This window comes from Streptomyces sp. SBT349 (assembly GCF_001083795.1).
Taxonomy (GTDB): Bacteria; Actinomycetota; Actinomycetes; order Streptomycetales; family Streptomycetaceae; genus Streptomyces.
Window position 1 is genome coordinate 1 of sequence record NZ_LAVK01000091.1, and the last position, 23,438, is coordinate 23,438.

The following is a 23,438-nucleotide window of genomic DNA, read 5'->3' on the forward strand; positions in this document are numbered from 1 at the left end:
CGCCGGAACACCTCCCCCGATCCCCCCGAACCGGAGCCTGATCGTGTCCGCAGGACCGTGGCATAGCCGTGGTGCGCAGTGGAGCGCACTCGCGGCGCTGGCGTGCCTCTATACCGCCCAGTTCATCGGTGCCCAACTCCCCAACGCGCCGTTACTGTTCATCTCCGCCCTGCTCGGCGTCGCGCTCGACCTCGCGCTGCGCCGCTGGCAGCCGGGCGTCATCGCCGCGCTCGGCCGGCTGCACCTCGACGAGGGCCTCAGACAGCTGCTGCGGGATCTGCTGACCGTGCTCGGCATCGCGCACCTCTCCGGCATCGACACGGTCGCCAGGCTGCTGATGGTCGGCGGCCTCCTGGCGGCCTACGCGGCGCACTTCGCCTGCCGCGCGCTGGCCGTGGTGGTCCGCCGCTCCCGGACGCTGCCGGTGGTCACGCGGAACATCGACACCGCGGAGCTGCGGCTCTCCCCCGCCCCGCCGCGGCTGCTGATCCGGCCGGGTCACCGGATGCCGCTGCTCGCGGTGCCCGGCACGCTCGGCATGCTGACGACGGCGGCCACCGACCGGGCGGTGTGGGGGCTGACCGGGGTCGCGATCTCGCTGGCGCTGTTCGGGGGCTGCGTGGCGTACCTGGCCACCTGGCTGATGCCCGGCAAGCGCGCGCCGTCGGAGGAGCGGACGCTGTCGTGGTTCCGCGGCTGGATCGAGGAGTACCGGCCCGACGTCGGCCTCTACTTCTCCGGCGGCTCGGGCACCGCGTACCAGGCGAACATGTGGCTCTCCACCCTGGCCGCGCTGGAGGGCAGGCCGCTGGTGGTGCTGCGCGAGCGCGGCATGGTGCAGCAGATCGCCGCCACGGACGTGCCCATCGTGTGCCTGCCGCGGGTGGCGCACCTGATGCTGCTCGAACACTCCTCGCTGAAGATGCTGCTGCACCCGGCGAACGCGCCCAAGACGTCGCAGGTGCTGCGCATCCCGACGATCAAGCACGCGTTCACCAACCACGGCGAGAGCGACAAGCTCTCCAGCTGCAACCCGTACGCCAAGGTCTACGACCAGGTCTGGGTGGCCGGCCCTGCGGCGAGGAAACGGTACGCGCTGGCGGACGTCGGCGTGGACGACCGGGACGTGGTGGAGGTGGGCCGCCCGCAGCTGGCGCCGATCCTGCCCTGGACCGGGGCGCCCGAGCCGGGGCGGCGCGTGACGGTGCTGTACGCGCCCACCTGGGAGGGATGGACGAACGACCCGGGCAACACCTCGGTGCTCCTGGCGGGCGAGAACATCGTGCGCGCCCTGCTGGCCGACCCGCGGGCGCGGCTGCTGTACAAGCCGCACCCGATGACCGGCTCGGTGAACAAGGAGGCGGGCGCGGCGGACCTCAGGATCAGGGCGCTGATCACCGAGGCCAACGCGGCGGGCGCGGGCCGTCCGGCGCGCAGGCAGCCCGAGCGCGGCACGCTGGCCGCGCCCGCCCCCGCGCCGCCCTCGGCCGAGGCCGCCCCCGGGCGGGCGGACCAGGGCGCGCTCTCGGGCGACCGCGCCGAGCTGGCCCGGCGCTCCGAGGAGCTGAACCGGCTGACCTCACGGGTGTTCCGGCCCGGCGCCGACGAGGTCGAGCGGATGATGCGGCAGACCGCGCCCGAGCCCGGCAGGGCCGAACGGGTCGAGGAGGCGACGGCGGCCTGGCGCACGGCGTTCTGGGCGGCGCAGCCCGGTGACGCGCACCTGGTCCTGACCGGTTCGCGGCCCGACATCTACAGCTGCTTCAACCAGGCCGACCTGCTGATCACGGACGTCTCCAGCGTGGCGGCCGACTTCCTGGCCAGCACCAAGCCCTACGCGGTGGTCAACACCAGTGGCCGCCCGGAGGGGGAGTTCAGGGAGGCGAACCCGACGGTCAGGGCGGCGGCCATCGTCACGCCCGAGGCGGGTGAGATCCCGGAGCTGCTGCGATCCGTGACCGACCCGGGGCACGACGTCCGGGCCGAGGAGCGCGGCCGGCTGAAGGAGTACCTGCTCGGCCCGGCCGATCCGCCCTCGCTGGTCAGGTTCAGGGAGGCGACGCGGGCGCTGTGCGCGGAGGCCGACGCCCGCCGGGCGCGCCAGGCGCGGCTGGCGTCCGGGGAGTCGGGCGTGGAGCTGCCGATACCGCGACCGTCAGGACAGCGCATCACCGGCTGACCGGGGTCGCGCCCCGGCCGGGGCGGGCCGGGGGCAGCACCCGGTCCAGCCACTCACCGGCGCTGGCGGCCGCGGCCGCCAGCGCCGCTTCGCGGCCCAGGGCGGCGCTCGCCCGCACCGCGAAGCCGTGGTCGGCGTCCGGCACCACGACGAGCTCGGTCCCCGGCGGGAACTCGTCCGGCCTCCCGAACGTGTCCCGGCCGCCCTGCACCACCAGCGCCGGGACCCCGACCCCCGTCAGCTCGTCGAGCCGCGACCTCTCGGGCTTCCCCGGGGGATGCAGGGGGAACGAGAGCGCCAGCACCGCGTGCGCGCCGGTCGTGCGCGCGGTGCGGCAGGCCACGCGCGCCCCGGCGCTGCGCCCGCCCGCGACGACCGGAGGACCGGGAGCCGCCAGCTCGGGCCAGAGCGCGGTCCAGGCCGCGTCCAGGGAGCGCGGCGGGGGCGCGAGCCGTTTCCCGGCCACGCGCCACGGCTGCTCGACCAGCGCGACCGTGATCCCGCGCGCCGGCAGGCGGGCGGCGAGCGCCTGGAGGTCGGGCGCCTCGATCCCGCCCCCGGCGCCGTGCCCGAGCGCCAGCACGGCGCGGGCCGTTCCGGTGGTGGCGTGGTGCCAGGTGATGCGCGCGTCACCGGCGGGGGTGGGGTGAAGGGTGGGGCGGACGGTGCGGGTCATGTGACCAGTCTCCTCCAGCCCCTGCACGCCACCCGGGCGTCACCTGCCGTTAAGGTGCATTGGTGTGACAAGCAGCCCGCATCAGACGACGGAGACCCCCGCCGTCCCCCGCCAGGCCGACACGCAGGTCAGGGCCCAGGGGGGCGCCGAACCCGGCGCGGACGCGCGGCGGCGTGACGCGTTCTTCGACAACGCCAAGTTCCTCGCCATCGTGCTGGTCGCGGTCGCCCACGCCTGGGAGCCCCTGCACCCCGACTCGCGCGTCGTCATGGCGCTCTACATGACGGTGTACACGTTCCACATGCCGGCGTTCATCGTCATCGCCGGATACTTCTCCCGCGGCTTCGACGGCAGCCCGCGGCGCGTGGCGCGGCTGGTCACCGGGGTCGCCGTTCCCTATGTGGTCTTCCAGCTCGCGTATGTCTTCTGGATGCGGGGCCTGGAGGACGACCCCGACACCTACATCCCCCTGTTCGAGCCCAAGTGGCTCATGTGGTTCCTGCTCGCGCTGCTGATCTGGCGGCTGACCGTGCCGGTGTGGCAGGCGGTGCGCTGGCCGCTGCCGCTCTCCCTCGCCATCGCCGCCGCCGCCTCGGCGTCGCCCTCGCTCGGCAACGACCTCCAGCTCCAGCGGGTCCTCCAGTTCCTCCCGTTCTTCGTGCTCGGCCTCGTCCTGCGGCCCGAGCACTTCGCCCTGGCCAGGCGCCGCGCCGTCCGGCTGCTCGCGCTGCCGGTGTTCACGGGCGCCGCGCTGGTCGCCTACCTCGTCGCGCCGCGCATGGAGTACCAGTGGCTCTACCACCGCGACGCCGCACAGGAGCTCGGCGAGGCGTGGTGGGCCGGGATGGCGATGACGCTGGCGCTCTTCTGCTGCGCGGTGGTGCTCACCGTCTGCTTCTTCGCGCTGGTCCCCGGCCGCCGCACCTGGTTCACGGTGCTGGGCGCGGGGACCATCTCGGGCTATCTGCTGCACGGCTTCCTGATCTCCGGCGCCCGCGCCTGGGACTGGTACGAGCCCGAGGTGATGCGGCACATCCAGACCTCGCTGCCGCTGACCACCGTGGTCGCGGCGGCGGGCGTCACGCTGCTGTGCACGCCGCCGGTCAGGCGTGCGTTCCGGCCGGTGATGGAGCCGGGGATGGCCTGGTTCTTCCGCCGCCCCACGGCCGCCCCCACACCCACCCCCGCGGCCGGAGCCCGCGGAACCGAAGCCCGCGGAACCGGAGCCGCCGGAGCCGGAGAGCGCCCCTGACACGCGCGGGGCCCGCGGCCGGGGGCCGCGGGCCCGGAGGGCCGGTCGGGGGCTAGCCCGTGCGGGGGCGCCCCGTGCCCTCGGCCCACTCCAGCATCCGGTCCACGACCTGCGCGGTGGCCCGCCCGTCCGCCGGCTCGCAGAACCTCTCGGCGAAGGCCGCGTACCGGTCGGCGTACTCCTTCCGCACCACGTCCAGGCTCCGCAGGGAGTCGATCAGCTCCTCCGTCGTCTTCACCAGCGGTCCGGGCGCGGTGCCGGTGAAGTCGAAGTAGAAGCCGCGCAGCGTGTCCCGGTAGTGCTCCAGGTCGTAGGTGAAGAACACCATCGGCCGCCCGGTGTGCGCGAAGTCGAACATCGAGGACGAGTAGTCCGTGATCAGCACGTCGGAGACGAGGTACAGATCGGAGATCTCCGCGTAGGCCGCGACATCGCGGACGAAGCCGTCGCGCGCGCCCGTGATGTTGTTCAGCATCTTGGGGTGCTTGCGGAACAGCAGCACGTACTCGTCGCCCAGCCGCCGCTCCAGCTCGGCCAGGTCGAGCTGGAGGTCCAGCTTGAACTTCTTGCCCGTGCCGAACCGCTGGTCGTCCCGCCAGGTCGGCGTGTAGAGCAGCACCTTCTTGCCCGCGGGCAGCCGCAGCGTCTTCCGCACCCGCTCGGCGATCTCCTCGCGGTCCCCGCGGTAGAAGACGTCGTTGCGCGGATAGCCGGTCTCCAGGATCTCGTTGGGGAATCCGAACGCGCTACGCATGATCGGCGTGGTGAACGCGTTGGGCGACACCAGGTAGTCGAACTGCTCGAAGCGCCCCGGCAGCGTGGCGATGTACGCCGGGTTCGCCTTGGAGGTGCCCAGCAGGTCCGCGCCCATCTTCTTCAGCGGCGTGCCGTGCCAGGTCTGGATGAACAGCTGGTCCTCACGCCGCTTGATCCACGACGAGATCATCACGTTGCTGACGAGGAAACGGCTGGTGGCCAGCGTCTCGTGCCACTCGGCGCTCTTCCACTCCACCGTCCGCATGCCCTCGGGCACCACGGCCTGGCGGTCGTTGGTCCCCCAGATGTGCTCGACGTCCGTGCCGCGCCGCACCAGCTCCTCGTAGATCGCGCGCGGCGAGTCGGAGAACTGGCGGCCGTGGTAGCAGTTGTAGAACACCGCGTTCCGCAGCGGCTTCTCGCGGTCCCGCACATACAGCTCGCGCAGCCTGCGCTGGCGGTACTTGCCGCGGTCCTCCTCCCGCAGCGGGGACCCGGCGGCCAGGAAGACGCGGTCGAAGAAGCGGCGTTCGACGGTGTACGTCCGGTGCGCGCCCCGGTGCGTCAGCGGCAGCGTGTCCACCAGGTCGCCGCGCAGCTTGACGGGCACGTCGCCCGAGCGGTCGGCCTCGCCCTCCTCGCGGAACGACAGGTACCAGCGGCCCTCGCGGAGCTCCTGCTCCCCGTCGTAGGACTCCATGCGGTCCGGCGCGATCAGCAGCGTGAAACGGCCGTCCTCGCACGTGAACGGGAGGGCCTTCTCCTCCATGTACTTGCCGTGCCGCAGCACCAGTTCGAGCCCGTCGGCGTCGCCCGTGTACGCGCCGCGCAGTTCGAGCTCGCCCCCGGCCGTCCAGCGCAGCTCGTCCACGACGGCCTGCCGCACCCGGTCGTGCAGCTTCAGCAGCCCCGGGCCGTCGGTCGTCACCGCGACCTCGCGCCCCTCGGGCGCCGGGTACTGGCCGGGCGCGAACCCGGCGCGCACGGTGGCCCTGCGGGTCTCGCCGCCGGGGAACTCCAGGGTGGCGATGAAGTCCTGGGTGGGCGCGGTCGCCGACTCGGCGACCGAGAGGTCGGCCAGCGGGATGTCGACGGCGGGGCCGCCCTCGCCCCGGCCGACGTCATACGCCTTGGTGAACGAGCCGCCCTTGTGCTCGACCAGCAGCCGGGTGGGCGCCCTGCCCTCCGAGGTGGCCGGCACGTGCAGCCGCAGCCGCAGCGCGTCGCCCACGCGCTCGTGGGCGGCGATCTCGGCGCCCGGGGTGTCGACGGTCAGCTGGAGCCGCTCCTCGGCGAAGCCCGCGATCAGCCGGACGCCGTCGGCCAGCTCCCTGGCCTGCGAGTGGCCCGCGCTGCCGATGTCGGTCTTGTCCAGCGAGCCCACCCGCACCACGCCCGGCGAGGGCAGCGCGAGCGTCAGCTGCCAGACCCCGGGCCGCCAGCGCCCGCCGGTGCGCAGCTTCCTGGGGTCCACGACCAGCTCGAAGCCGGACTCGTCGTAGCCATGCAGCGCCTGCGCCGAGTCCCGGGTGGCGCGCAGCTCGGTGCGCGGGCGCACCCGGACGGGCACGCGCCGGCGCGCGCCCTGCTGCCGCAGCCAGGCGAAGCGCGGCATCCGCGACGCGCTGTCGGCCGGGACGTTCTGCACGAAGGCGTAGCCGAGCACGACGAGCTTCTCCTCGCGCCACAGGACCTCGGTGGCCTTGCCCTTCACCGGCGTCTCGGCCGGGCGGAGCCTGACCACCTCGGCGGGGAGGGTGCCGGTGTCGAACCCGGGGATCTCCACCCGGGGGCGGAGCCTGCCCGAGACGGAGAACGACGAGGCGCGGTACTCCCGTTCGTGGCGCAGCACGGTCAGCAGGTCGGCGAGCCGCCGCTCCCGGGCGAGCTGCCATTTGACGCGCATCAGCGGCGGCAGCTTGGCGAGCTTGCGGGCGTCGGCGGTGGCGAGGAACGCGCCCGCCTCGTCGAAGAACGCCTCGCTCTCCTCGGCCGTGGCCTCGGGGAGCCAGTGCATGGAACGCCGCAGCTCCGCGGGGAGCATGTCTTCCGGCTTCTTGGCCGGCTTCTTGGGGGCCACAGGGCTCAGCCTTCCTGTGCGGGAACGGGGCGGAGGGGGGACTCCGCCGGGGCCGCCACGGCGGAGACGGACGCCGCCTCGGACGCCTCCACGGCGCCCTGGGCCGCGTTGCGCGCCTCGGCCTTGGCCGCGAGGTGGGCCACGGCGGCGGCGAACCGCGCCTGCGACGGCGGCTCGTCGGGGCCGATGAGGTAGTGCTTCAGCTCCTCGCGCGCCACGGCCGTGGGGTCGTGCGCCGGGTCGTGCGCCGCGGCCAGCAGCTCGTCGAGCCGCGCGGCGTCGTTGGAGAGGATCACGGCGGCGCGCACGGCGGTGTTCTGCCGCCTGAACTCCTCGGCGCCCAGGGCGGCCGAGTCGGTGACGGCGTACGGCTTGCCGCTGGCGATGAAGTCCGAGACGACGCTGGAGATGTCGGAGACCAGGGCGTCCGACTCGTTGAAGCAGTCGAACAGCAGCGGCCGCGGGCCGGTGACGACGCGGTGCTCCCACCAGCCGCGGGAGCGCCAGTAGGTGTCGTTCCACTCGGCGATCCCGCGCTCCTCGGCCGCCGCCTCGGCGGCGGGGGTGAGCGCGTCGCGGGAGACGGAGGCGTCGTCCCAGACGGCCGCGAGCGCGGGCCCCGGCCCTCCGCTCTCCTCCATCGCGCGGAGCGCGGCCTGCGCCCGCTCCCGTTCGGCCGCCGTCTCCGCCGCCACGGCGGCCCAGCGCGGGTCGGCGGCGCGTTCGGCCGCCGCGCGCTCCATCATCGCCACGATGCGCCGGTGCACGGCGCCGGCCTCCGGGTCGCGCGAGCCGGTGAAAGGGTGCGGCTTGTACAGGACCCTGACCGGCCGCTCGGAGGCGAGCAGGCCGCGGATGATGTTCTCCCCGGCCAGCAGCAGCGAGGTGTTGCCCGGCTCGTCCGTCCAGCCCTCCCACGTGGGCGCGTACAGCACCGTGGGGATGCGGCCGGGGAGCGGGCCGGAACGGGTGGTGATGGACGCCAGCTGAGGGCGCCCCACCTCGACGATGTCCTCGTCCCTGACCCCGACGTCGGCCAGCATGTAACGGTCGCGGCCCGCGCGCCCCGCGGTCCACACCTCGTCGTACGCCTTGGCGTAGGGGTTGATGCTGGCGATCTTGTCGCTGTCGCCGTGGCCGATGAAGACGTGCTTCATGGTGGGCACGCGCAGCAGGTGCAGGTTCTTGCCGACGTTCGCCGGGTAGAGCCCGACGCGCAGCATCGACAGGTCGAGATTCATCAGGTCCACGGCGCTCGGCACGCACATGACCGGCACGGTGGTGGTGCCCAGGCGGCTGAGGATGGCGCGCTCGCGCAGGATCACCACGGTCCTGACGTCGAGGGCGGCCATGGTGTCCAGCCACATGTTGACCTGGTAGGCGGAGTCCTTGGAGCCGGAGAAGTACAGCGCCACGACCGGCCGGTACTCGCGCAGCCAGCCGTCGAACCAGGCGAGCGCCTCCTCCTTCGGCGGCGGCAGCCGCTTGGCCCGCAGGAACGGCAGCAGCGCCGCCGCGTAGACGAGCACGAGCAGCAGCGTCACCGCGATGCCCCCGTACCCGAAGGCGGCGGTGCCGGTCGCGACGGCGGCCAGCAGCCCGGCGAACAGCGGCAGCTCGGTGTGCAGCACCTTCTCCACGGCGCGGTGGGTGAGCCAGCGCGGCGGCCCGTCGGGCACCGGCATGCTCGACAGGTCGATGTTCCTGGTGGCGATCGGCAGCCTGCGCATCCGGCGCAGCACCATGATCAGCGCGGTGTGCGGCGCCTGGAGCGCGTAGAAGGCGAGGAGCCCGACGACGGCCGCGTAGAACAGCCGCTCCCCCGCCCACTCGGTGCGGGCCAGCAGGAGAACGAGCAGCAGCTGCCTGACGAGGAAGCGGACGGTCAGGCCGAGCCTGGCCTTGCCCATCCTGACCAGCAGATAGCTGCCGCCGCGGTGCAGCAGGTGGTCACCGGCGTAGGACAGCAGCGCGGCGGCGACGAACACGCCGGTGGCGGGCAGCAGCGCGGAGACCAGCATCAGCGGGTAGCTGACGGCCATCACCAGCGCGGCGGTGAGCTCGGTGCCCGTCGTGACGCCGACGAGCCTGCGGACGAGTCCTCCCGTCATGCCACCCCCCCGGTCGCCTCGGAGTGGATCGCGGCGGCCAGCGCCCGTTCGAACGAGCCGGCCTGGCTGGCGTCCGCGGTGGGGTCCTGCTGCCGCACGTCGATGACATGGCCGGTCATCGAGGAGAGCAGCACGTCGAGGGAGGTGCGGGCCACGGCCTCGGAGGAGAGCAGGGTGCCCGCGGGCTCCTCGCCGAACGCGCGGGTGCGCATCGGGGTCGCGGTCCGCTCGGGGTTCACGCAGTTGACGCGGATGCCGTCGGCGGCCCACTCGTCGGCGAGCGCCTGGGTGAGGTTCACCATGGCGGCCTTGGTGGAGGAGTAGAGGCTGTACTCGGCCCGGCCCCGGGTGTAGCTGCTCGACGTGTAGAGCAGCAACTGGCCGCAGGACTCGGCGAGATAGCGGTGGGCGGCGCGGGCGATGCGGACCGGGGCCAGGTAGTTGACCGTGAGCGCCTCCTCGATGGCGGCGTCGTCGGTCTCGGCCAGCTTCCCGATGCGCAGCACCCCGGCGGTGTTCACCACGTAGTCGACGCGCCCGGTCTCCTCGTACGCCTTGGCGAGGGCGTCGGAGACGTCCGCCTGGTTCTCCACGTGGGTGCCCGTGGTGGAACGGCCCAGGGCGTAGACGGTGGCGCCGTGGCGCCCGGCGAGGTCGGCGATGTCCTTGCCGATGCCGTAGGAACCGCCGAAGACGACCACGGTCGCGCCGGCCAGCCGCTCGCGGTAGGCGTCCTCCGCGGACTGGGCGGGCGCGGCGGTGGAGGCGAGCTGGAACAGCTTGTCCGCGATGAAGACATCCACCGGCTGGGTGACCTTCATGTTGAACTCGTCGCCCGCCACCACGTGGATCGGCACGTCCGGCAGGTACTTCAGGACCACGGAACAGTCGTCGGTGGCCTGGAAGTTGGGGTCGCCCGCGGCTATGTCGTAGGCCCGGCGGATGGTGGAGAGCCGGAACGCCTGCGGGGTCTGGCCCCGGCGCAGCCGCGAGCGGTCCGGCACATCGGTGATGAACTCGCCGTCCTCGCCGTGGGTGCGCGTGACGATGATGGTGTCGGCCGACGGGATGGCGACGTCCACGGCGCGGTAACGGTCCAGCGCCGCCACGCAGTCGGCTATGACCCGGCGCGAGAGGAGGGGGCGCACGGCGTCGTGGAAGAGGACCTTGCGGTCCTCGCCCTCGCCGAGCCCCTCGCTCAGCACCCGGATGGCGATCCGCGTCGTCTCGTTCCTGGTGGCGCCGCCCTCCACGACGCGGGTGACCTTGCTCAGGCCCCCCTTGGCGACGATCTTCTCCACCTCGGCCGCATAACCGGGGGCCATCATCACAAGGACATCGTCGATGTCCTCGGCCTCCTCGAAGATCGCGAGAGTGTGCTCGATGACGGCCTTGCCCGCGACCTTGATCAGCTGCTTCGGAATGGAAAGTCCTACGCGCTGACCCGTTCCACCGGCCAGCACGACCGCGGTGGTGTGTGGGGACGGGCCTGGGGGATTGATGGTCAAGGAAGCTCCTGCCGGGTGTCAAGAAGTGTCGCCTACGCGAGGAGAAGGTTAACCCCAGTGGAAGCTTGACCCCCAAATCGGATGAACGGTTGTGCGCTGTTATCGCTTTGCGACAGCGCGACGTCACCCTGCGACGTACACCGCATCACCCCATGACCCTTTATTTCAGTCAAATGGGTTGAACTCCTCGAATTCCCGCTGCGCTCCGTCCCCCCGCCGCGCCTCCCGCTCCCTGCGGCGCTCCTCCGCGGGCCGCACCGTCTCAAGACGGTGGTCCTCGCCCCGGCGGCCCAGCATCTCGGCGCCCCCGCTCAGCGACGGCTCCCAGTCGAAGATCACGGCGTCCTCGTCGCTCCCGATCGCCACTCCGTCGCCCTCACGCGCGCCCACGCGCCGCAACTCGTCCTCGACGCCCAGGCGGTTCAGCCGGTCCGCGAGATACCCCACGGCCTCGTCGTTGGTGAAGTCGGTCTGCCGCACCCAGCGCTCCGGCTTCTCGCCCCGCACCCGGTACAGGCCGTCCTCCTCCGTCACCGTGAACCCGGAGTCGTTGACCGCCCGCGGCCTGATCACCACGCGCGTCGCCTCCTCCACCGGCTTCGCGGCGCGCGCCTCGGCCACCAGCCCGCCGAGCGCGTAGGAAAGATCGCGCAGCCCCTTCCGGGAAACGGCGGAGACGTCGAATACCCGCAGCCCCCTGGCCTCCAGATCGGGGCGGACGATATCCGCGAGATCCTGGCCCTCGGGGATATCGGTCTTGTTCAGCACGACCAGCCGCGGCCGGTCGTCCAGGCCGCCGTACTCGGCGAGCTCCGCCTCGATCACATCGAGGTCGGTGAGGGGATCGCGGTCGGGTTCGAGCGTGGCGCAGTCCAGCACGTGCACCAGCACCGAACAGCGCTCCACATGCCGCAGGAATTCGAGGCCGAGCCCCTTCCCCTGGCTGGCGCCCGGAATGAGCCCCGGCACATCGGCGACGGTATAGACCGTGGACCCCGCCGTGACCACGCCCAGATTGGGCACCAGCGTGGTGAACGGATAGTCCGCGATCTTCGGCTTGGCGGCCGAGAGCACCGAGATCAACGAGGACTTCCCCGCGCTCGGATAGCCGACCAGCGCGATGTCCGCGACCGTCTTGAGTTCGAGGACGATGTCCCGCCCCTCGCCCGGCTCCCCGAGCAGGGCGAACCCCGGCGCCTTCCGCCGCGGCGACGCCAGCGCCGCGTTCCCCAGACCGCCCCGCCCGCCCTGGCCCGCGACGAACGTGGTGCCCCTGCCGACCAGGTCGGCGAGCACCTCGCCGCGCCCGTCGAGCACGACGGTGCCGTCGGGGACCGGCAGCACCAGGTCCTGCCCGTGCGCGCCGGTCCGGTTGCCGCCGCCGCCCGGCTTGCCGTTGGTCGCCTTGCGGTGAGGGCGGTGATGGTATTCGAGCAGCGTGGTCACATCCGGGTCCACGACCAGCACCACATCTCCACCGCGCCCCCCGTCGCCGCCGTCGGGGCCGCCCAGCGGCTTGAACTTCTCCCGGTGCACGGAGGCACAGCCGTGGCCGCCGTTCCCCGCGACGACATGCAGCTCGACGCGGTCCACGAAGGTGGTCATGACGGCTCTCCCGAACTCGGTTACGCGGTACTGAGGACAAAGCGGTACGCAGGACAAACAACACGAGGGCGGGCCGCCTTCCCCTGCCGGGAAGCTGGCCCGCCCTCGACGGTGGCGCGAGGTTACTGCGCGGCGACCGGCACGATGTTCACGACCTTGCGGTCACGGAACGTGCCGAACTGCACGGCGCCGGCCTGGAGGGCGAACAGCGTGTCGTCGCTGCCCCGGCCCACGCCCTTGCCGGGGTGGAAGTGGGTGCCGCGCTGGCGGACCAGGATCTCGCCCGCGTTCACCCGCTGGCCGCCGAAGCGCTTCACGCCGAGGTACTGCGGGTTGGAGTCGCGCCCGTTCCGCGTGGAGGACGCGCCCTTCTTGTGTGCCATCTGTGCTCAGTCCCTTACTTCGAGGCCGGGGCGGGGATGTCGGTGATCTTCAGCTGGGTGTGCAGCTGACGGTGACCCATCCGCCGGCGGTAGCCCGTCTTGTTCTTGAACTTCTGGATGCGGATCTTGTCGCCCTTGTGATGGTCGAGCACCTCGGCCTGAACCTTCACGCCGGCGAGCACCCACGGGTCGCTGGTGACGGTCTCGCCGTCCACAACGAGCAGGGCCGAAAGCTCGACGTTGTCGCCGACCTCACTCGACAACCGGTCGACCTCGATGACGTCGCCGACAGACACCTTCTGCTGACGGCCGCCGGTGCGCACGATCGCGTACACGCGGAACTCTCCCTCACTCGATGCGGAGCCCCTGATGCCAGCAACGGGCGAGCCCGGCCTCTCCCAGTCGCGGAAACGCGGTGCGGGAGGAAGATCGCTCAGGGGCGCGGCGCGTCCGTTGACACACCGACCGCCAAGAATACGGAGGCGCCGACAAGGCGGTCAAATTCGCCGCCCCGCCGACGCCTCCGGCTCACCGTCTCCGGCTCACTCCTCGGTCGTCGCGGACACCGAGTGCGGCTGCTGCTGCTCCGCCGCCGCGGTGGCCTTCGCCGACTTCTTGGCCGTGGCCTTCTTCGCGGTCTTCTTGGCCGCGGCCTTCTTGGCGGTCTTCTTCGCCGTCTTCTTGGCCGCCGTCTTCTTCGCCGCGGCCTTGGCCGTCTTCTTCGCGGGCGCGGTGCTGACCACCGTCACCACCGCCTCCGTCGAGCCCTCGGGCGAACCCGCCGGCGCCGAGGCCCTGCGGACCGCGCGCCTCCGGGGCGGCGGCGCCTCGGAGACGGTCTCGGACTCGGGAACGGGCACCTGCTCCTCGCCCGGCTCAGGCTCCGGCTCACCCGCCGCGACGACCAGCACCGGGGGCTCCTCGGCGGTGCTCTTCGGCGACCCGGCCGGGACGGAGACCTTGCGGCTGCCCCGCCGCGGGGCCGGGGCGGGCTCGGGCTCCCGCACGGCCTCGGGAGCCGCCTCGGGCACGGACAGCTCCTCGGGCTCGGCGGCGGCCACGACCGTCACCACAGCCTCGTCCTCCGCCTCCGCCGTCCTCGGCGGACCCGCCGGGGCGCTCGCCTTGCGGGCGACCCGGCGCCTGCGCCGCGGCGCGGGCTCGGGAGCCGCCTCGGGCTCGGACACGGGCTCGGGCTCGGGCTCGACGAGGTCGACCGGCTCGACGGACTCCACCGTCTCCGCCGTCTCGGCGGGCCCGGCCGCCTCCGCGAACTCCTCGGGCTCCTCCGCCTCGGGCCGGGCGGCGGCCACCGGGCCGGGCTCCTCGGCCGCCCCCCTGCCACGCTTCCGGCCCTTCTTCCCGCCGCCGCCCCCGCCGGCCGGCGCGTGCACATGGTCCACATGCACGATCACGCCACGGCCGTTGCAGTGGACACACGGCTCGGAGAACGACTCCAGCAGCCCCTGCCCGACACGCTTCCTGGTCATCTGCACCAGGCCGAGCGAGGTGACCTCGGCCACCTGGTGCTTGGTCCTGTCCCTGCCCAGGCACTCCAGCAGCCTGCGCAACACCAGGTCCCGGTTGGACTCCAGCACCATGTCGATGAAGTCGATCACGATGATGCCGCCGAGGTCACGCAGCCGCAGCTGGCGCACGATCTCCTCGGCCGCCTCCAGGTTGTTCCTGGTGACGGTCTCCTCCAGGTTCCCGCCCTGGCCGGTGAACCGCCCGGTGTTCACGTCGACGACGACCATGGCCTCGGTCCTGTCGATGACCAGCGAGCCGCCGCTCGGCAGCCACACCTTCCGGTCCAGGGCCTTCATCAGCTGCTCGTCGATCCGGTACGTGGCGAACACGTCCACGTCCGACGTCCACCGGGACAGGCGCCCCGCCAGGTCCGGCGCCACATGCGAGACATAGCCGTGGATGGTCTCCCACGCCTCGTCGCCGCTGACGATGACCTTCGAGAAGTCCTCGTTGAAGATGTCGCGCACCACCCGGACGGTCATGTCCGGCTCGCCGTACAGCAGCGAGGGCGCGTTGCCCTTCTTGGCCTTCTTCTGGATCTCCGCCCACTGCGCCTGGAGCCGCTCGACGTCCCGGGTCAGCTCCTCCTCGCTCGCACCCTCGGCGGCGGTGCGCACGATGACGCCCGCGTCCTCGGGAACGATCTTCTTGAGGACCTGCTTCAGCCGCGCCCGCTCGGTGTCGGGCAGCTTCCGGCTGATCCCGGTCATCGACCCCTCGGGCACGTACACCAGGTAACGGCCCGGCAGTGAGATCTGGCTGGTCAGCCGGGCGCCCTTGTGGCCGATGGGGTCCTTGGTGACCTGCACCAGCACCGGCTGCCCCGACTTCAGGGCGGCCTCGATGCGGCGCGGACCGTGGCCCAGACCGAGCGCCTCGAAGTTGACCTCGCCGGCGTAGAGCACCGCGTTGCGGCCCTTGCCGACGTCGACGAACGCCGCCTCCATCGACGGCAGCACGTTCTGCACCTTGCCCAGGTACACGTTGCCGACGTACGAGGAGGACTGCTCCTTGTTGACGAAGTGCTCGACCAGGACGTCGTCCTCCAGGACGGCGATCTGGGTGCGCTCGCCGCTCTGCCGGACGATCATGACCCGCTCGACCGACTCCCGGCGCGCCAGGAACTCGGCCTCGCTGATGATCGGCGCACGACGCCGCCCCTGCTCACGCCCCTCGCGGCGGCGCTGCTTCTTCGCCTCCAGACGCGTGGAGCCCTTGATCGACTGCACGCCGTCGGAGCTCTCCGAGGTCCCGTCCCGCCGCCTGCGCGGCTCGCGGACCTTCACGACGGTGCGCTCCGGGTCGTCGCCGCCCGGGGCCGCCTCGCGGGAGTCGCCCGCGTCACCCGAGTCGCCGCTGCGCCGCCTGCGGCGACGGCGGCGGCGCGAGCCGCCCGAGCCCTCCTGCTGGTCGTCGGCCTCGCCCGCGGCCTCCTCGGCCGGCTCGGCCTCCTCGCCGTCCTCGTCCTCGTCCGCGGAGCGGTCCTCGGCCTCGGCCTCGGGCGCCCGCGTGCCACCCGCGGCCTCGGCCGCGCGCTCGGCGGTCTCGCCCCGACGGCGCCTGCGGCCACCGCGGCGGCGCCTGCGGGGCCGGTCGGCCTGCGACTCGTCCTCGTCCGCGGCGTCGGCGAGCTCCTCCTCGACGTCCTCGGGCTCCGCCTCCGGCTCGTCCTCCTCCACGTCCTCGTCCACCGGCTCAGCGGCGACGCCACGCACCGCCTCCTCGGCGGCCCGCTGGGGCGTCTGGAACATGGGCGCCTGGAAGACCGGCGCCTGGAAGACGGTCGCCACCGGCACGGCCGGAGGCAACGGGACATCGCTCTCGTCGGTGTTCGCGGGAACGGGCTCGGGCGCGCCCTGGGCGCCCTGGGCGGCGGAACGCCGCCGGCGCCGCGGCGCGGCCTCCTCGCCCCCGGCCCGCGGACTCTCCTCGGCCTGCTCGGCCTGCTCGGCCTGCTCAGGCGTCGCGGTGCCCCGGGTGGCGCGCCTGCGCCGCCTGGCGGGCGCGGCCTCGGCCGCGGGCGACTCGGCCTCGGCCTCGGCCGCCTCGCGCCGCGCGGACGCCTCCGCCTCCGCGTCGGCCTCGGGCTCCGCCTCGGCCCCGGGCTCCTCCGCCGCCGACGCGACACGCGTCACACGACGCCGCCGCTTCGCGGGCGCGGCCTCGGCCGCGGGCTGCTCGGTGGTCTCCGGCTCCCGCGCGGCCTCCGCCTTGGCCTCGGCCTCGGCGGCCGGGGTGTCCGCGTCGGCCGCTACGGCGAGCGCGGTGTCGGACGCGGGCGCGGACGTGGCCCTGGTCGCGCGCCTCCGGCGCTTCGCCGGGGCGCCCTCGGGCTCGGGAGCCTGCTGCTGCTCGGGCGCCGGCTCGCCCGCGACCTCGGTCACGGCCGCCGGCACCTCGGCCGGCGCCTCCCCGACCGCCTCGGGCGCGGACGAGGAACGCGTCGCGCGCCTGCGCCGCTTCGGCGGCGAGGGCTCGGCCTCGGCGGCGGCCTCGGGGGCCGCCGGAGCCTGGGTCGCGGCCTCGGCCGCGGGCTCCTCCGCCGCCGACGCGACACGCGTCACACGGCGCCGCCGCTTCGCGGGCGCGGGCTCGGGGTCGATCTCCGTAACGGTGACATCGGCCGTCGGCACCTCGGCCGATGCCTCCTCGACGGCCTCGGCCGTCGCCCGGGTGGCGCGCCGCCGCTTGGTGGCGGGCGCGGGCTCCGCCGCGGCCTCGGTGCTCGCCGGGGCCGGCTCCTTCACCGGCTCCTTCACCGGCTCCTTCACCGGCGGCCCCGCCGGGCGGGATGCCGCGCGGCGCCTGCGCGGGGGGAGCGTGGCGCTCGGGGTGGCGCCGTCGTCGTTGTCGGTGTTCCTGGTCGTGGGGTCCGTGGAAACGGACTCGTTGGACTCGTGCATGCGGGCGGTTCTCCCGTCACGCTCCCGGGCGCCTCACAAAGTGCGGGCGCCGCTCGGGAGCTGTCGTATCGCTCGCCGGTTCCGGACCTCCCTGGCCCGGCTTCGGCGAAAGTCTCCTGGTCGGTGCGTCGCCCGGAACAGCCGGACCCGAGTGGCTCCCTGGCACCTGGCGGTTCGGCGGCGCAGCAACGGCATCGCTATCCGGTGATCCCCGGCACCGCCGCGGCCTGCTGTCCGGCGGCCCTGGTCAGGGCGGCTTCGGCAGCGTCGCGGTCAGGCGCGAACGGGTCGGTCACCGTGCCGGACTCCTCATCGAGCGGCCCCTGCGCCAGCCTGGTCACCTCTGCGGGGACCGGCGGCGCCAGGTCGGCCGTAGCGCGGAGACCGGACAGGACGTCGTCGGGTCGCACGGCAGGTGTGAGATGCCGTACTACCAGGCGCAGTATCGCACAAGGGTGAGGGCCCGGCCCATCGGACCCGCCTGCCGTCTCTTCGAGTGAGACCACGGCCGAGCGGGCGTCGAAGGTGCGCAGGCCCTTCTTGGTCTGCCGCCGCACCTCGACGGCCTCGGCCGCGAGGAAGACGCCGACCGCCTTCTCGGCCGTCGCGGGCTCGACGCCGTCGAGCCTGAGCTCCCAGCGGGAGGCGATCAGCCGTTCGGCGAAGTCACCGGTGCGGGCCTCCACCACCTCCACGATGTCGAGCCCGGCGGGCAGCGACGCGTCGAGCCGCGCCATCAGCTCCGCGGGGTCCCGCGGCGCGGACAGGGCGATCTCCAGGTACTCCGCCTCGCTGGCGGTGCCGGTCGGCGCCGCGTTGGCATAGGACACCTTGGGGTGGGGGGTGAACCCCGCGGAGTACGCCATCGGCACCCCGGCACGGCGCAGCGCCCGCTCGAAGGCGCGCTGGAAGTCGCGGTGGCTGGTGAACCGCAGGCGCCCCCGTTTGGTGTACCGCATCCGGATGCGCTGCACCGCGGGCGCGGGCGGCGGACCTACCGGCTGTCGCTTGCCCAGTGCTCTTCAGTCCCTCGTATGGATACCTCGGGGCCCGGCTTCGGGCCGTTGCTTACTCCCAGGTTACGTGCCCGAGGTGGCTATCCAGTACCGGAGCTTCTCCGCCCGCTGGTCCTCGAAGACCCCGCCGCACGCCTCGATGACCTTGCGGGAGGCCACGTTGTCCTCGTCGCAGGTCAGCAGCACCGGGTCGTGCCCCAGCTCGTGGGCCACGGGCAACGAGGCCCTCAGCATGGCGGTTGCGTGCCCGCGGCGGCGGGCGGAGGGCCGCACGTCATAGCCGATGATCCCGCCCCAGTCGAGGAGCCGCCTGGTCATCCGGTGGCGGATGGAGAGCCGACCGAGAAATGTGTGATCCGTCACATACCACAGAACGGTGGAGGGCACGAACCCGACCGGGCGCGGCGACTCCTCCATGCCGTCCGCGATGGTGCGCCGGACATAGGTGTCGAAGACGGACGGATCGCTCCAGCGGGGGCCGAAGATCTCGATGTCGCGGGCGAGCATCGAGTTGTCACCCGCGACGCCCCGCCCCTCCGCCTGCCACTCCTTGACGGCTTCGAGGAAGGACGTGTGGACATCGGTGGTGGGAAGGACGAGCTCAGGCACCGCCTCATCCTGCGGCAGCCCGCCTCCCGGAGCAACTCGACCCCCACCCACCGGCTACTTCACGGTGGGCCGCTGTCATCCGCGGGTCTGCCGGGCCCGGACAGGGCAGGTCAGGAGCAACGCGGTGGTAGTGGCCGACGGATAGGTCTCCTCCCCAGGTCAGCCGCTCGACTGCGGCCTTCACCAGGAGAACCGGCCTGGTCACTTCCCGATCCTGCTCAGAGGCGAACCGGGGTGCGAACTCCGCCAGCTGGAGGCCCAGCCACTCGCCGGCTTCCTTCGGCTCCTCCCATGTCCCTCTGATCAGCGAGGGCGGTTTCGCGAGCCAGTGCGCCCTCTGGACCGGGGGCACCTCGCTCGCAGGGAACGCGGCCACGGCTTCGCGGTACCGGGCGTGCACCTCTTGCTCACTGGCTGACCGGTCAGGAATCAGACGGCGTACTTCTCGTGCGGGATGGCTCGCTCTCGCACCGCCTCGAACGCCGACGCGCACAGCTCAACTGCGGCAGGGTCTTCCGTCTGGTCGGTATGGACCCACCGGCCGACTCCGTCGAAGACGTTGAACTGGACGAGGCGGCCGTCGAACAACCAGAAGTCGTTGCCCGGCAGGGCAAGGTCCGAGGCGCTGCGACGCGGCAGCCAGCGGATCTGCTCTCCGGCCGCCACGTTCGTGAAGGTGCCCGCGTGCTCGAAGGCGATGTAATCGGTGACGGGCTCCGAGACGATGCGGGCACGTCGGATGACAACACCCTTGGCCGTGTCCTCCTGCACGAGGTCGAGCCAGGGACGCCACCACGAATCCCGGTCCTCGGGGTCGAGCCGGCGGCCTTGCTTCCATGCGGCGAAGCCTTCGATCTCGTTCTCGACGCCGTACGTGTCGCGCAGCTCAAGATGCACGGCTGACTCCCGCGCCGACCTGATGAGGTCGGAGAAGTCAGTCAGACTCTGCGACACGGAGCGCCTCCGTGAGAAGCGGGATCATCCGCTTCGGAATCCTGATCACCGACTCGTGCCCGGGGATCGGCACATCCCGCGAGCTCTCGCCCGTGGTCCGCTCGTCTGCCGTCCACCCCTGGATCACCAGATCCCTCGGCTCCTGGTCCACCCACACAGCGGGTGATCCGTGATCTCCGGACTCGGGATCTTTACCGACGAACCGTGAGGCCATGGCGTCCCTCCCTGTCGAGCGCGTTGCGCCTGGTTGCACGACCTTCACTTTGTCGGAACGACGCCTCTGTCGCCTCCACCCACTCGACCGCCGAGACGATGCCCGGATCGTGCCGAGGAACAGGGAGCGGTACGCTCCGCGCTACTTCTTGACCGAGAGCGGCAGCAGCTTCTTCCCCGTCGGGCCGATCTGGATGGCGGTGTCCATCTGCGGGCACACGCCACAATCGAAGCAGGGGGTCCAGCGGCAGTCCTCGACCTCCGTCTCGTCCAGGGCGTCCTGCCAGTCCTCCCACAGCCAGTCCTTGTCGAGCCCCGAGTCCAGGTGGTCCCAGGGCAGGACCTCCTCGTGCGCGCGCTCGCGGGTGGTGTACCAGGCGACGTCCACGCCCTGCGGCGGCAGCGCGGCCCGCGCGCACGCCATCCACTGCTCGTACGAGAAGAACTCCCGCCAGCCGTCGAAGCGCCCGCCCGCCTCGTAGACCGCGCGGATCACCGCGCCCACGCGCCGGTCGCCGCGCGAGAGCAGGCCCTCGACGGTGCCGGGCTTGCCGTCGTGGTACCGGAAGCCGATGGAACGCCCGTACCGCTTGTCGCCGCGGATCGCCTCGCGCAGCTTGGCCAGCCGCGCGTCGGTCTCCTCCGCGGACAGCTGCGGCGCCCACTGGAACGGGGTGTGCGGCTTGGGCACGAAGCCGCCGATGGAGACGGTGCAGCGGATGTCGTTGGCCCCGGAGACCTCGCGGCCCTTGGCGATCACCTTGGTGGCCAGCTCCGCGATCTGGAGCACGTCCTCGTCGGTCTCGGTGGGCAGGCCGCACATGAAGTACAGCTTCACCTGGCGCCAGCCGTTGCCGTAGGCGGTGGCGACGGTGCGGATCAGGTCCTCCTCGGTGACCATCTTGTTGATCACCTTGCGGATCCGCTCGCTCCCGCCCTCGGGCGCGAACGTCAGCCCGGAGCGGCGGCCGTTGCGCGTCAGCTCGTTGGCCAGGTCGATGTTGAACGCGTCCACCCGGGTCGAGGGCAGGGACAGGCCGATCTTGTCCTCCTCGTACCGGTCGGCCAGGCCCTTGGTGATGTCGACGATCTCGCTGTGGTCGGCCGAGGACAGCGACAGCAGGCCGACCTCCTCGAAGCCGGTGGCCGCCAGGCCCTTGTCCACCATCTCGCCGATGCCGGTGATGGAACGCTCCCTGACCGGCCGGGTGATCATGCCCGCCTGGCAGAACCGGCAGCCGCGCGTGCAGCCGCGGAAGATCTCCACGGACATCCGTTCGTGGACGGTCTCTGCCAGCGGCACCAACGGCTGCTTGGGGTAGGGCCAGGCGTCCAGGTCCATCACGGTGTGCTTGGCCACCCGCCACGGCACCCCGGGGGCGTTGGGCACCACGCGGGCGATGCGGCCGTCGGGCAGGTACTCCACGTCGTAGAACGCGGGCACGTAGACGCCGCCGGTCCGCGCCAGGCGCAGCAGCAGCTCCCCGCGCCCGCCGGGCCGCCCCTCGTCCTTCCACGCCCGCACGATGCGGGTGATCTCCAGCACCGCCTGCTCGCCGTCGCCGACCACCGCGCAGTCGATGAACTCGGCGATGGGCTCCGGGTTGAACGCGGCGTGCCCGCCGGCCACCACCACCGGGTGGTCCTCGGTGCGTTCCGCGGCCTCCAGCGGGATGCCCGCGAGGTCGAGGGCGGTCAGCAGGTTGGTGTAGCCGAGCTCGGTGGAGAAGGAGACGCCGAGCAGGTCGAACGCGCCGACCGGGCGGTGCGCGTCCACCGTGAACTGGGGAACGCCGTGCTCGCGCATCAGCTTCTCCAGGTCGGGCCAGACGCTGTAGGTGCGCTCGGCGAGCACGCCCTCGCGCTCGTTGAGCACCTCGTAGAGGATCATGACGCCCTGGTTGGGCAGCCCCACCTCGTAGGCGTCCGGGTACATCAGCGCCCAGCGGACGTCGCAGGAGTCCCAGTCCTTGACGGTGGAGTTGAGCTCGCCGCCGACGTACTGGATCGGCTTCTGGACATGCGGGAGGAGGGCCTCCAGGCGCGGGAAGACCGACTCGATGGGCATGGCGTGCCGTCTTTCGGAGAGACGTCAGGAGCTTCTGGGCCGGGCCCAGGCGGGACCATTCAGCCTACCCGCAGTTGCGCGAGGCGCCGGACGCAGCCGTGGGCCAGTTCCGTCTCGCGCGCGTGCATCAGCCCGTAGGCGAACGACGGCTCCCCCGCGGCGTGCGCCTCGGCCGCGATCCTCAGCAGCGCCTCGCGGGCCAGGACGCTGTCCTGGTGCTCCCCCAGGACCCGCTGCACCCGGCGGAACTCCCTGCGTTGCCGGTCCGCCTCCTTGCCCAGGGCCGGGACGGCCGTCTCGGCGGCGTAACGCGCCCGCTTGGCGGCCTTCCGCGCCCCGTGCAGCGCGAGGTCCCGCTCCTCGCCCTCGGGCGCGGCGAGGGCGTGTTCGACGCGCTCCGCCAGCCGTGCGCGGTCGCGGCGCACGGAGCGGGCCAGCACCTTCGCGGCGGGCTTGGCGGCGGGCTTGCGCAGCGGCGGGGCGGCGAGCAGCAGGTCGAGGGCGTCCAGCAGGGCGAGGTAGCGCTCCTCGTCCAGCAGGGAGGCCACGCCGCTGACCGGGGCGGAGGGGGTGAAGTGGCTGGCGAGGCGCTGCCCGAGGGGGCCGAGCCTCAGCTCGGGCGGCAGCTCGGCCTGGCGCGCGGCCAGCCGTCCCGCCATGACCTCGCGGTCCCGCTCGACGCCGAGTCCGGCGGCGAGCCAGCGCAGTTCCTCGTCCAGCGGCCTGGTCAGCATGCGGTCGAGCACGTCCTTCTGGGACCTCAGGCAGCTGCGCAGCCGCCGGGTCGCCACCCGCATCCGGTGCACGGAGTCGGGCGCGGCGCGGCGCACCGCGGGGTCGAGCTCCACCATGGCGCGCAGCTGGCGGCCCGCGTACGCCAGGACGTGGGCGCCCGCGGTGCCGTCGGCCGGTCCCTCCACGCGGGTGGGAGCGGGCCGGGGGGCGCCGGTCTCGGCGAGGGCCCGGGCCAGCTTGGAGGCGTGGGGGGAGGGGGTGAGGCCCGCCTCGGTCAGGCGCGCCTCCACGGCGTCGAGGACGCCCGCGTCGCCGGCCTCGGTCAGTTCGACCTCGACCTCGGTCCAGTGCGCGACCGGCCCGTGCGCCCTGGCCGTCACCCGGTCCAGGGTCAGCTCGGCCAGCACGGTGCCCGCCGCGTTCAGCAGGTCGCGCGGGGCCCGTTCGGTCTCCAGCGTGACCACGGGCAGCAGCGGCCGGCGGCGCACGCGGGAGCGCACGAGCGCCAGGAGCTCTTCGGGGGGCTCGCCGGACGGCGAGGTCCTGATCTCCTCGCGGACGTCGGCGGCGACCGGCAGCTTCAGGTGCCAGCCGTCGTCCAGGCCGCCCGCTCTGCGGCGCAGCGTGATGCCGTCGGCCGCCAGCCGGCCGTCGTCCGTGTCGAAGTAGACGGCGGTCAGACAGAGGGGCTCCCGCTCGCGCACCGAGGTGACGGGGCCGGCCCCGGTCAGCTCGGGCAGCGGTGCCGCGGCCTCGTACTTGCGTTCGGTCTCGGTCGTGGTGTCCATCACGCGTGTCGCCCACCCTGGGTCATTTCGTCCTTTTCACATGCCCAGGACCGGGGCGGCCATGCGGGGGGC

General features: G+C 72.8%; 16 protein-coding genes. 3 read left to right on the top strand and 13 right to left on the bottom strand.

All coding sequences use genetic code 11. The features are described 5' to 3' along the window. The first annotated feature begins 40 nt into the window (after positions 1–40). Positions 41–2,179 carry a hypothetical protein gene (locus tag ADY01_RS13890; RefSeq protein WP_049571666.1) on the top strand — a complete coding sequence of 713 codons (2,139 nt, stop codon included), beginning with the start codon at positions 41–43 and terminating at the stop codon, positions 2,177–2,179. Here the strand turns inward: ADY01_RS13890 and ADY01_RS13895 are convergent. Continuing rightward, positions 2,169–2,855 (bottom strand): alpha/beta family hydrolase, encoded by a 687-nt coding sequence (locus ADY01_RS13895; RefSeq protein WP_049571669.1) that lies wholly within the window; start codon positions 2,853–2,855, stop codon positions 2,169–2,171. The genes ADY01_RS13890 and ADY01_RS13895 overlap by 11 nt on opposite strands. A gap of 64 nt (positions 2,856–2,919) precedes the next feature. On the opposite strand from ADY01_RS13895, the gene ADY01_RS13900 reads away from it, so the two are divergent. Beyond that, the gene (locus ADY01_RS13900) at positions 2,920–4,107 is read left to right on the top strand and encodes an acyltransferase family protein (RefSeq protein ID WP_063784220.1); all 1,188 of its coding nucleotides are present in this window, start codon (positions 2,920–2,922) and stop codon (positions 4,105–4,107) included. Between the two features lie 52 nt (positions 4,108–4,159). Here the strand turns inward: ADY01_RS13900 and ADY01_RS13905 are convergent, their stop codons facing one another. The 10 genes from ADY01_RS13905 to ADY01_RS13950 form a co-directional block, all read right to left on the bottom strand. Next, entirely contained in the window at positions 4,160–6,943 is a 2,784-nt protein-coding gene (locus tag ADY01_RS13905) for a CDP-glycerol glycerophosphotransferase family protein (RefSeq protein ID WP_324612922.1), read from the bottom strand. 5 nt (positions 6,944–6,948) lie between these two features. Further along, complete coding sequence (locus ADY01_RS13910; RefSeq protein WP_049571672.1) at positions 6,949–9,054, bottom strand: hypothetical protein; 2,106 nt, start codon at positions 9,052–9,054, stop codon at positions 6,949–6,951. Next, on the bottom strand, positions 9,051–10,556 hold the full coding sequence (locus ADY01_RS13915; protein ID WP_420715700.1) for an SDR family NAD(P)-dependent oxidoreductase: 1,506 nt from the start codon (positions 10,554–10,556) through the stop codon (positions 9,051–9,053). The genes ADY01_RS13910 and ADY01_RS13915 overlap by 4 nt, the downstream gene beginning before the upstream one ends. 171 nt (positions 10,557–10,727) lie before the next feature. Continuing rightward, positions 10,728–12,167 carry a GTPase ObgE gene (gene obgE / locus ADY01_RS13920; protein ID WP_049571676.1) on the bottom strand — a complete coding sequence of 480 codons (1,440 nt, stop codon included), beginning with the start codon at positions 12,165–12,167 and terminating at the stop codon, positions 10,728–10,730. Positions 12,168–12,289: 122 nt separating this feature from the next. Next, complete coding sequence (gene rpmA, locus ADY01_RS13925) at positions 12,290–12,550, bottom strand: 50S ribosomal protein L27 (RefSeq protein ID WP_049571678.1); 261 nt, start codon at positions 12,548–12,550, stop codon at positions 12,290–12,292. Between the two features lie 14 nt (positions 12,551–12,564). Continuing rightward, positions 12,565–12,885, bottom strand: coding sequence for a 50S ribosomal protein L21 (gene rplU, locus ADY01_RS13930; RefSeq protein ID WP_049571680.1), 321 nt, complete (start codon positions 12,883–12,885; stop codon positions 12,565–12,567). A gap of 207 nt (positions 12,886–13,092) precedes the next feature. Then, positions 13,093–16,983 carry an Rne/Rng family ribonuclease gene (locus ADY01_RS13935; protein WP_049571682.1) on the bottom strand — a complete coding sequence of 1,297 codons (3,891 nt, stop codon included), beginning with the start codon at positions 16,981–16,983 and terminating at the stop codon, positions 13,093–13,095. Positions 16,984–17,180: 197 nt separating this feature from the next. Continuing rightward, positions 17,181–17,942, bottom strand: a complete 762-nt coding sequence (locus tag ADY01_RS13940) for a TIGR03936 family radical SAM-associated protein (RefSeq protein ID WP_078900288.1) — start codon at positions 17,940–17,942, stop codon at positions 17,181–17,183. Positions 17,943–18,062: 120 nt separating this feature from the next. Further along, positions 18,063–18,608, bottom strand: a complete 546-nt coding sequence (locus tag ADY01_RS13945; RefSeq protein ID WP_049571689.1) for a GNAT family N-acetyltransferase — start codon at positions 18,606–18,608, stop codon at positions 18,063–18,065. A gap of 429 nt (positions 18,609–19,037) precedes the next feature. Continuing rightward, entirely contained in the window at positions 19,038–19,562 is a 525-nt protein-coding gene (locus ADY01_RS13950) for a DUF6879 family protein (protein WP_049571692.1), read from the bottom strand. 11 nt (positions 19,563–19,573) lie between these two features. Here ADY01_RS13950 and ADY01_RS41555 point away from each other — a divergent pair, with 11 nt between their 5' ends. After that, positions 19,574–19,735 (top strand): hypothetical protein, encoded by a 162-nt coding sequence (locus tag ADY01_RS41555; protein ID WP_159001192.1) that lies wholly within the window; start codon positions 19,574–19,576, stop codon positions 19,733–19,735. A 182-nt stretch (positions 19,736–19,917) separates the two neighbouring features. On the opposite strand, the gene ADY01_RS13960 is transcribed toward ADY01_RS41555, so the two are convergent. Both ADY01_RS13960 and ADY01_RS13965 read right to left on the bottom strand, forming a co-directional pair. Beyond that, positions 19,918–21,843: a TIGR03960 family B12-binding radical SAM protein gene (locus ADY01_RS13960; protein WP_049571697.1), complete on the bottom strand. Its 1,926-nt coding sequence runs from the start codon at positions 21,841–21,843 to the stop codon at positions 19,918–19,920. Between the two features lie 59 nt (positions 21,844–21,902). Beyond that, the gene (locus ADY01_RS13965; protein WP_049571700.1) at positions 21,903–23,366 is read right to left on the bottom strand and encodes a CYTH and CHAD domain-containing protein; all 1,464 of its coding nucleotides are present in this window, start codon (positions 23,364–23,366) and stop codon (positions 21,903–21,905) included. Positions 23,367–23,438 lie beyond the last annotated feature (72 nt).

Excerpts from the sequence above, each read along its gene's own strand:
- ADY01_RS13965 (WP_049571700.1), bottom strand. The coding sequence starts at position 23,366 with ATGGACACCACGACCGAGACCGAACGCAAGTACGAGGCCGCGGCACCG.
- rpmA (WP_049571678.1), bottom strand. The coding sequence starts at position 12,550 with ATGGCACACAAGAAGGGCGCGTCCTCCACGCGGAACGGGCGCGACTCC.
- ADY01_RS13910 (WP_049571672.1), bottom strand. The coding sequence starts at position 9,054 with ATGACGGGAGGACTCGTCCGCAGGCTCGTCGGCGTCACGACGGGCACC.
- ADY01_RS13895 (WP_049571669.1), bottom strand. The coding sequence starts at position 2,855 with ATGACCCGCACCGTCCGCCCCACCCTTCACCCCACCCCCGCCGGTGAC.
- ADY01_RS13960 (WP_049571697.1), bottom strand. The coding sequence starts at position 21,843 with ATGCCCATCGAGTCGGTCTTCCCGCGCCTGGAGGCCCTCCTCCCGCAT.
- obgE (WP_049571676.1), bottom strand. The coding sequence starts at position 12,167 with ATGACCACCTTCGTGGACCGCGTCGAGCTGCATGTCGTCGCGGGGAAC.
- ADY01_RS13935 (WP_049571682.1), bottom strand. The coding sequence starts at position 16,983 with ATGCACGAGTCCAACGAGTCCGTTTCCACGGACCCCACGACCAGGAAC.
- ADY01_RS13940 (WP_078900288.1), bottom strand. The coding sequence starts at position 17,942 with ATGCGGTACACCAAACGGGGGCGCCTGCGGTTCACCAGCCACCGCGAC.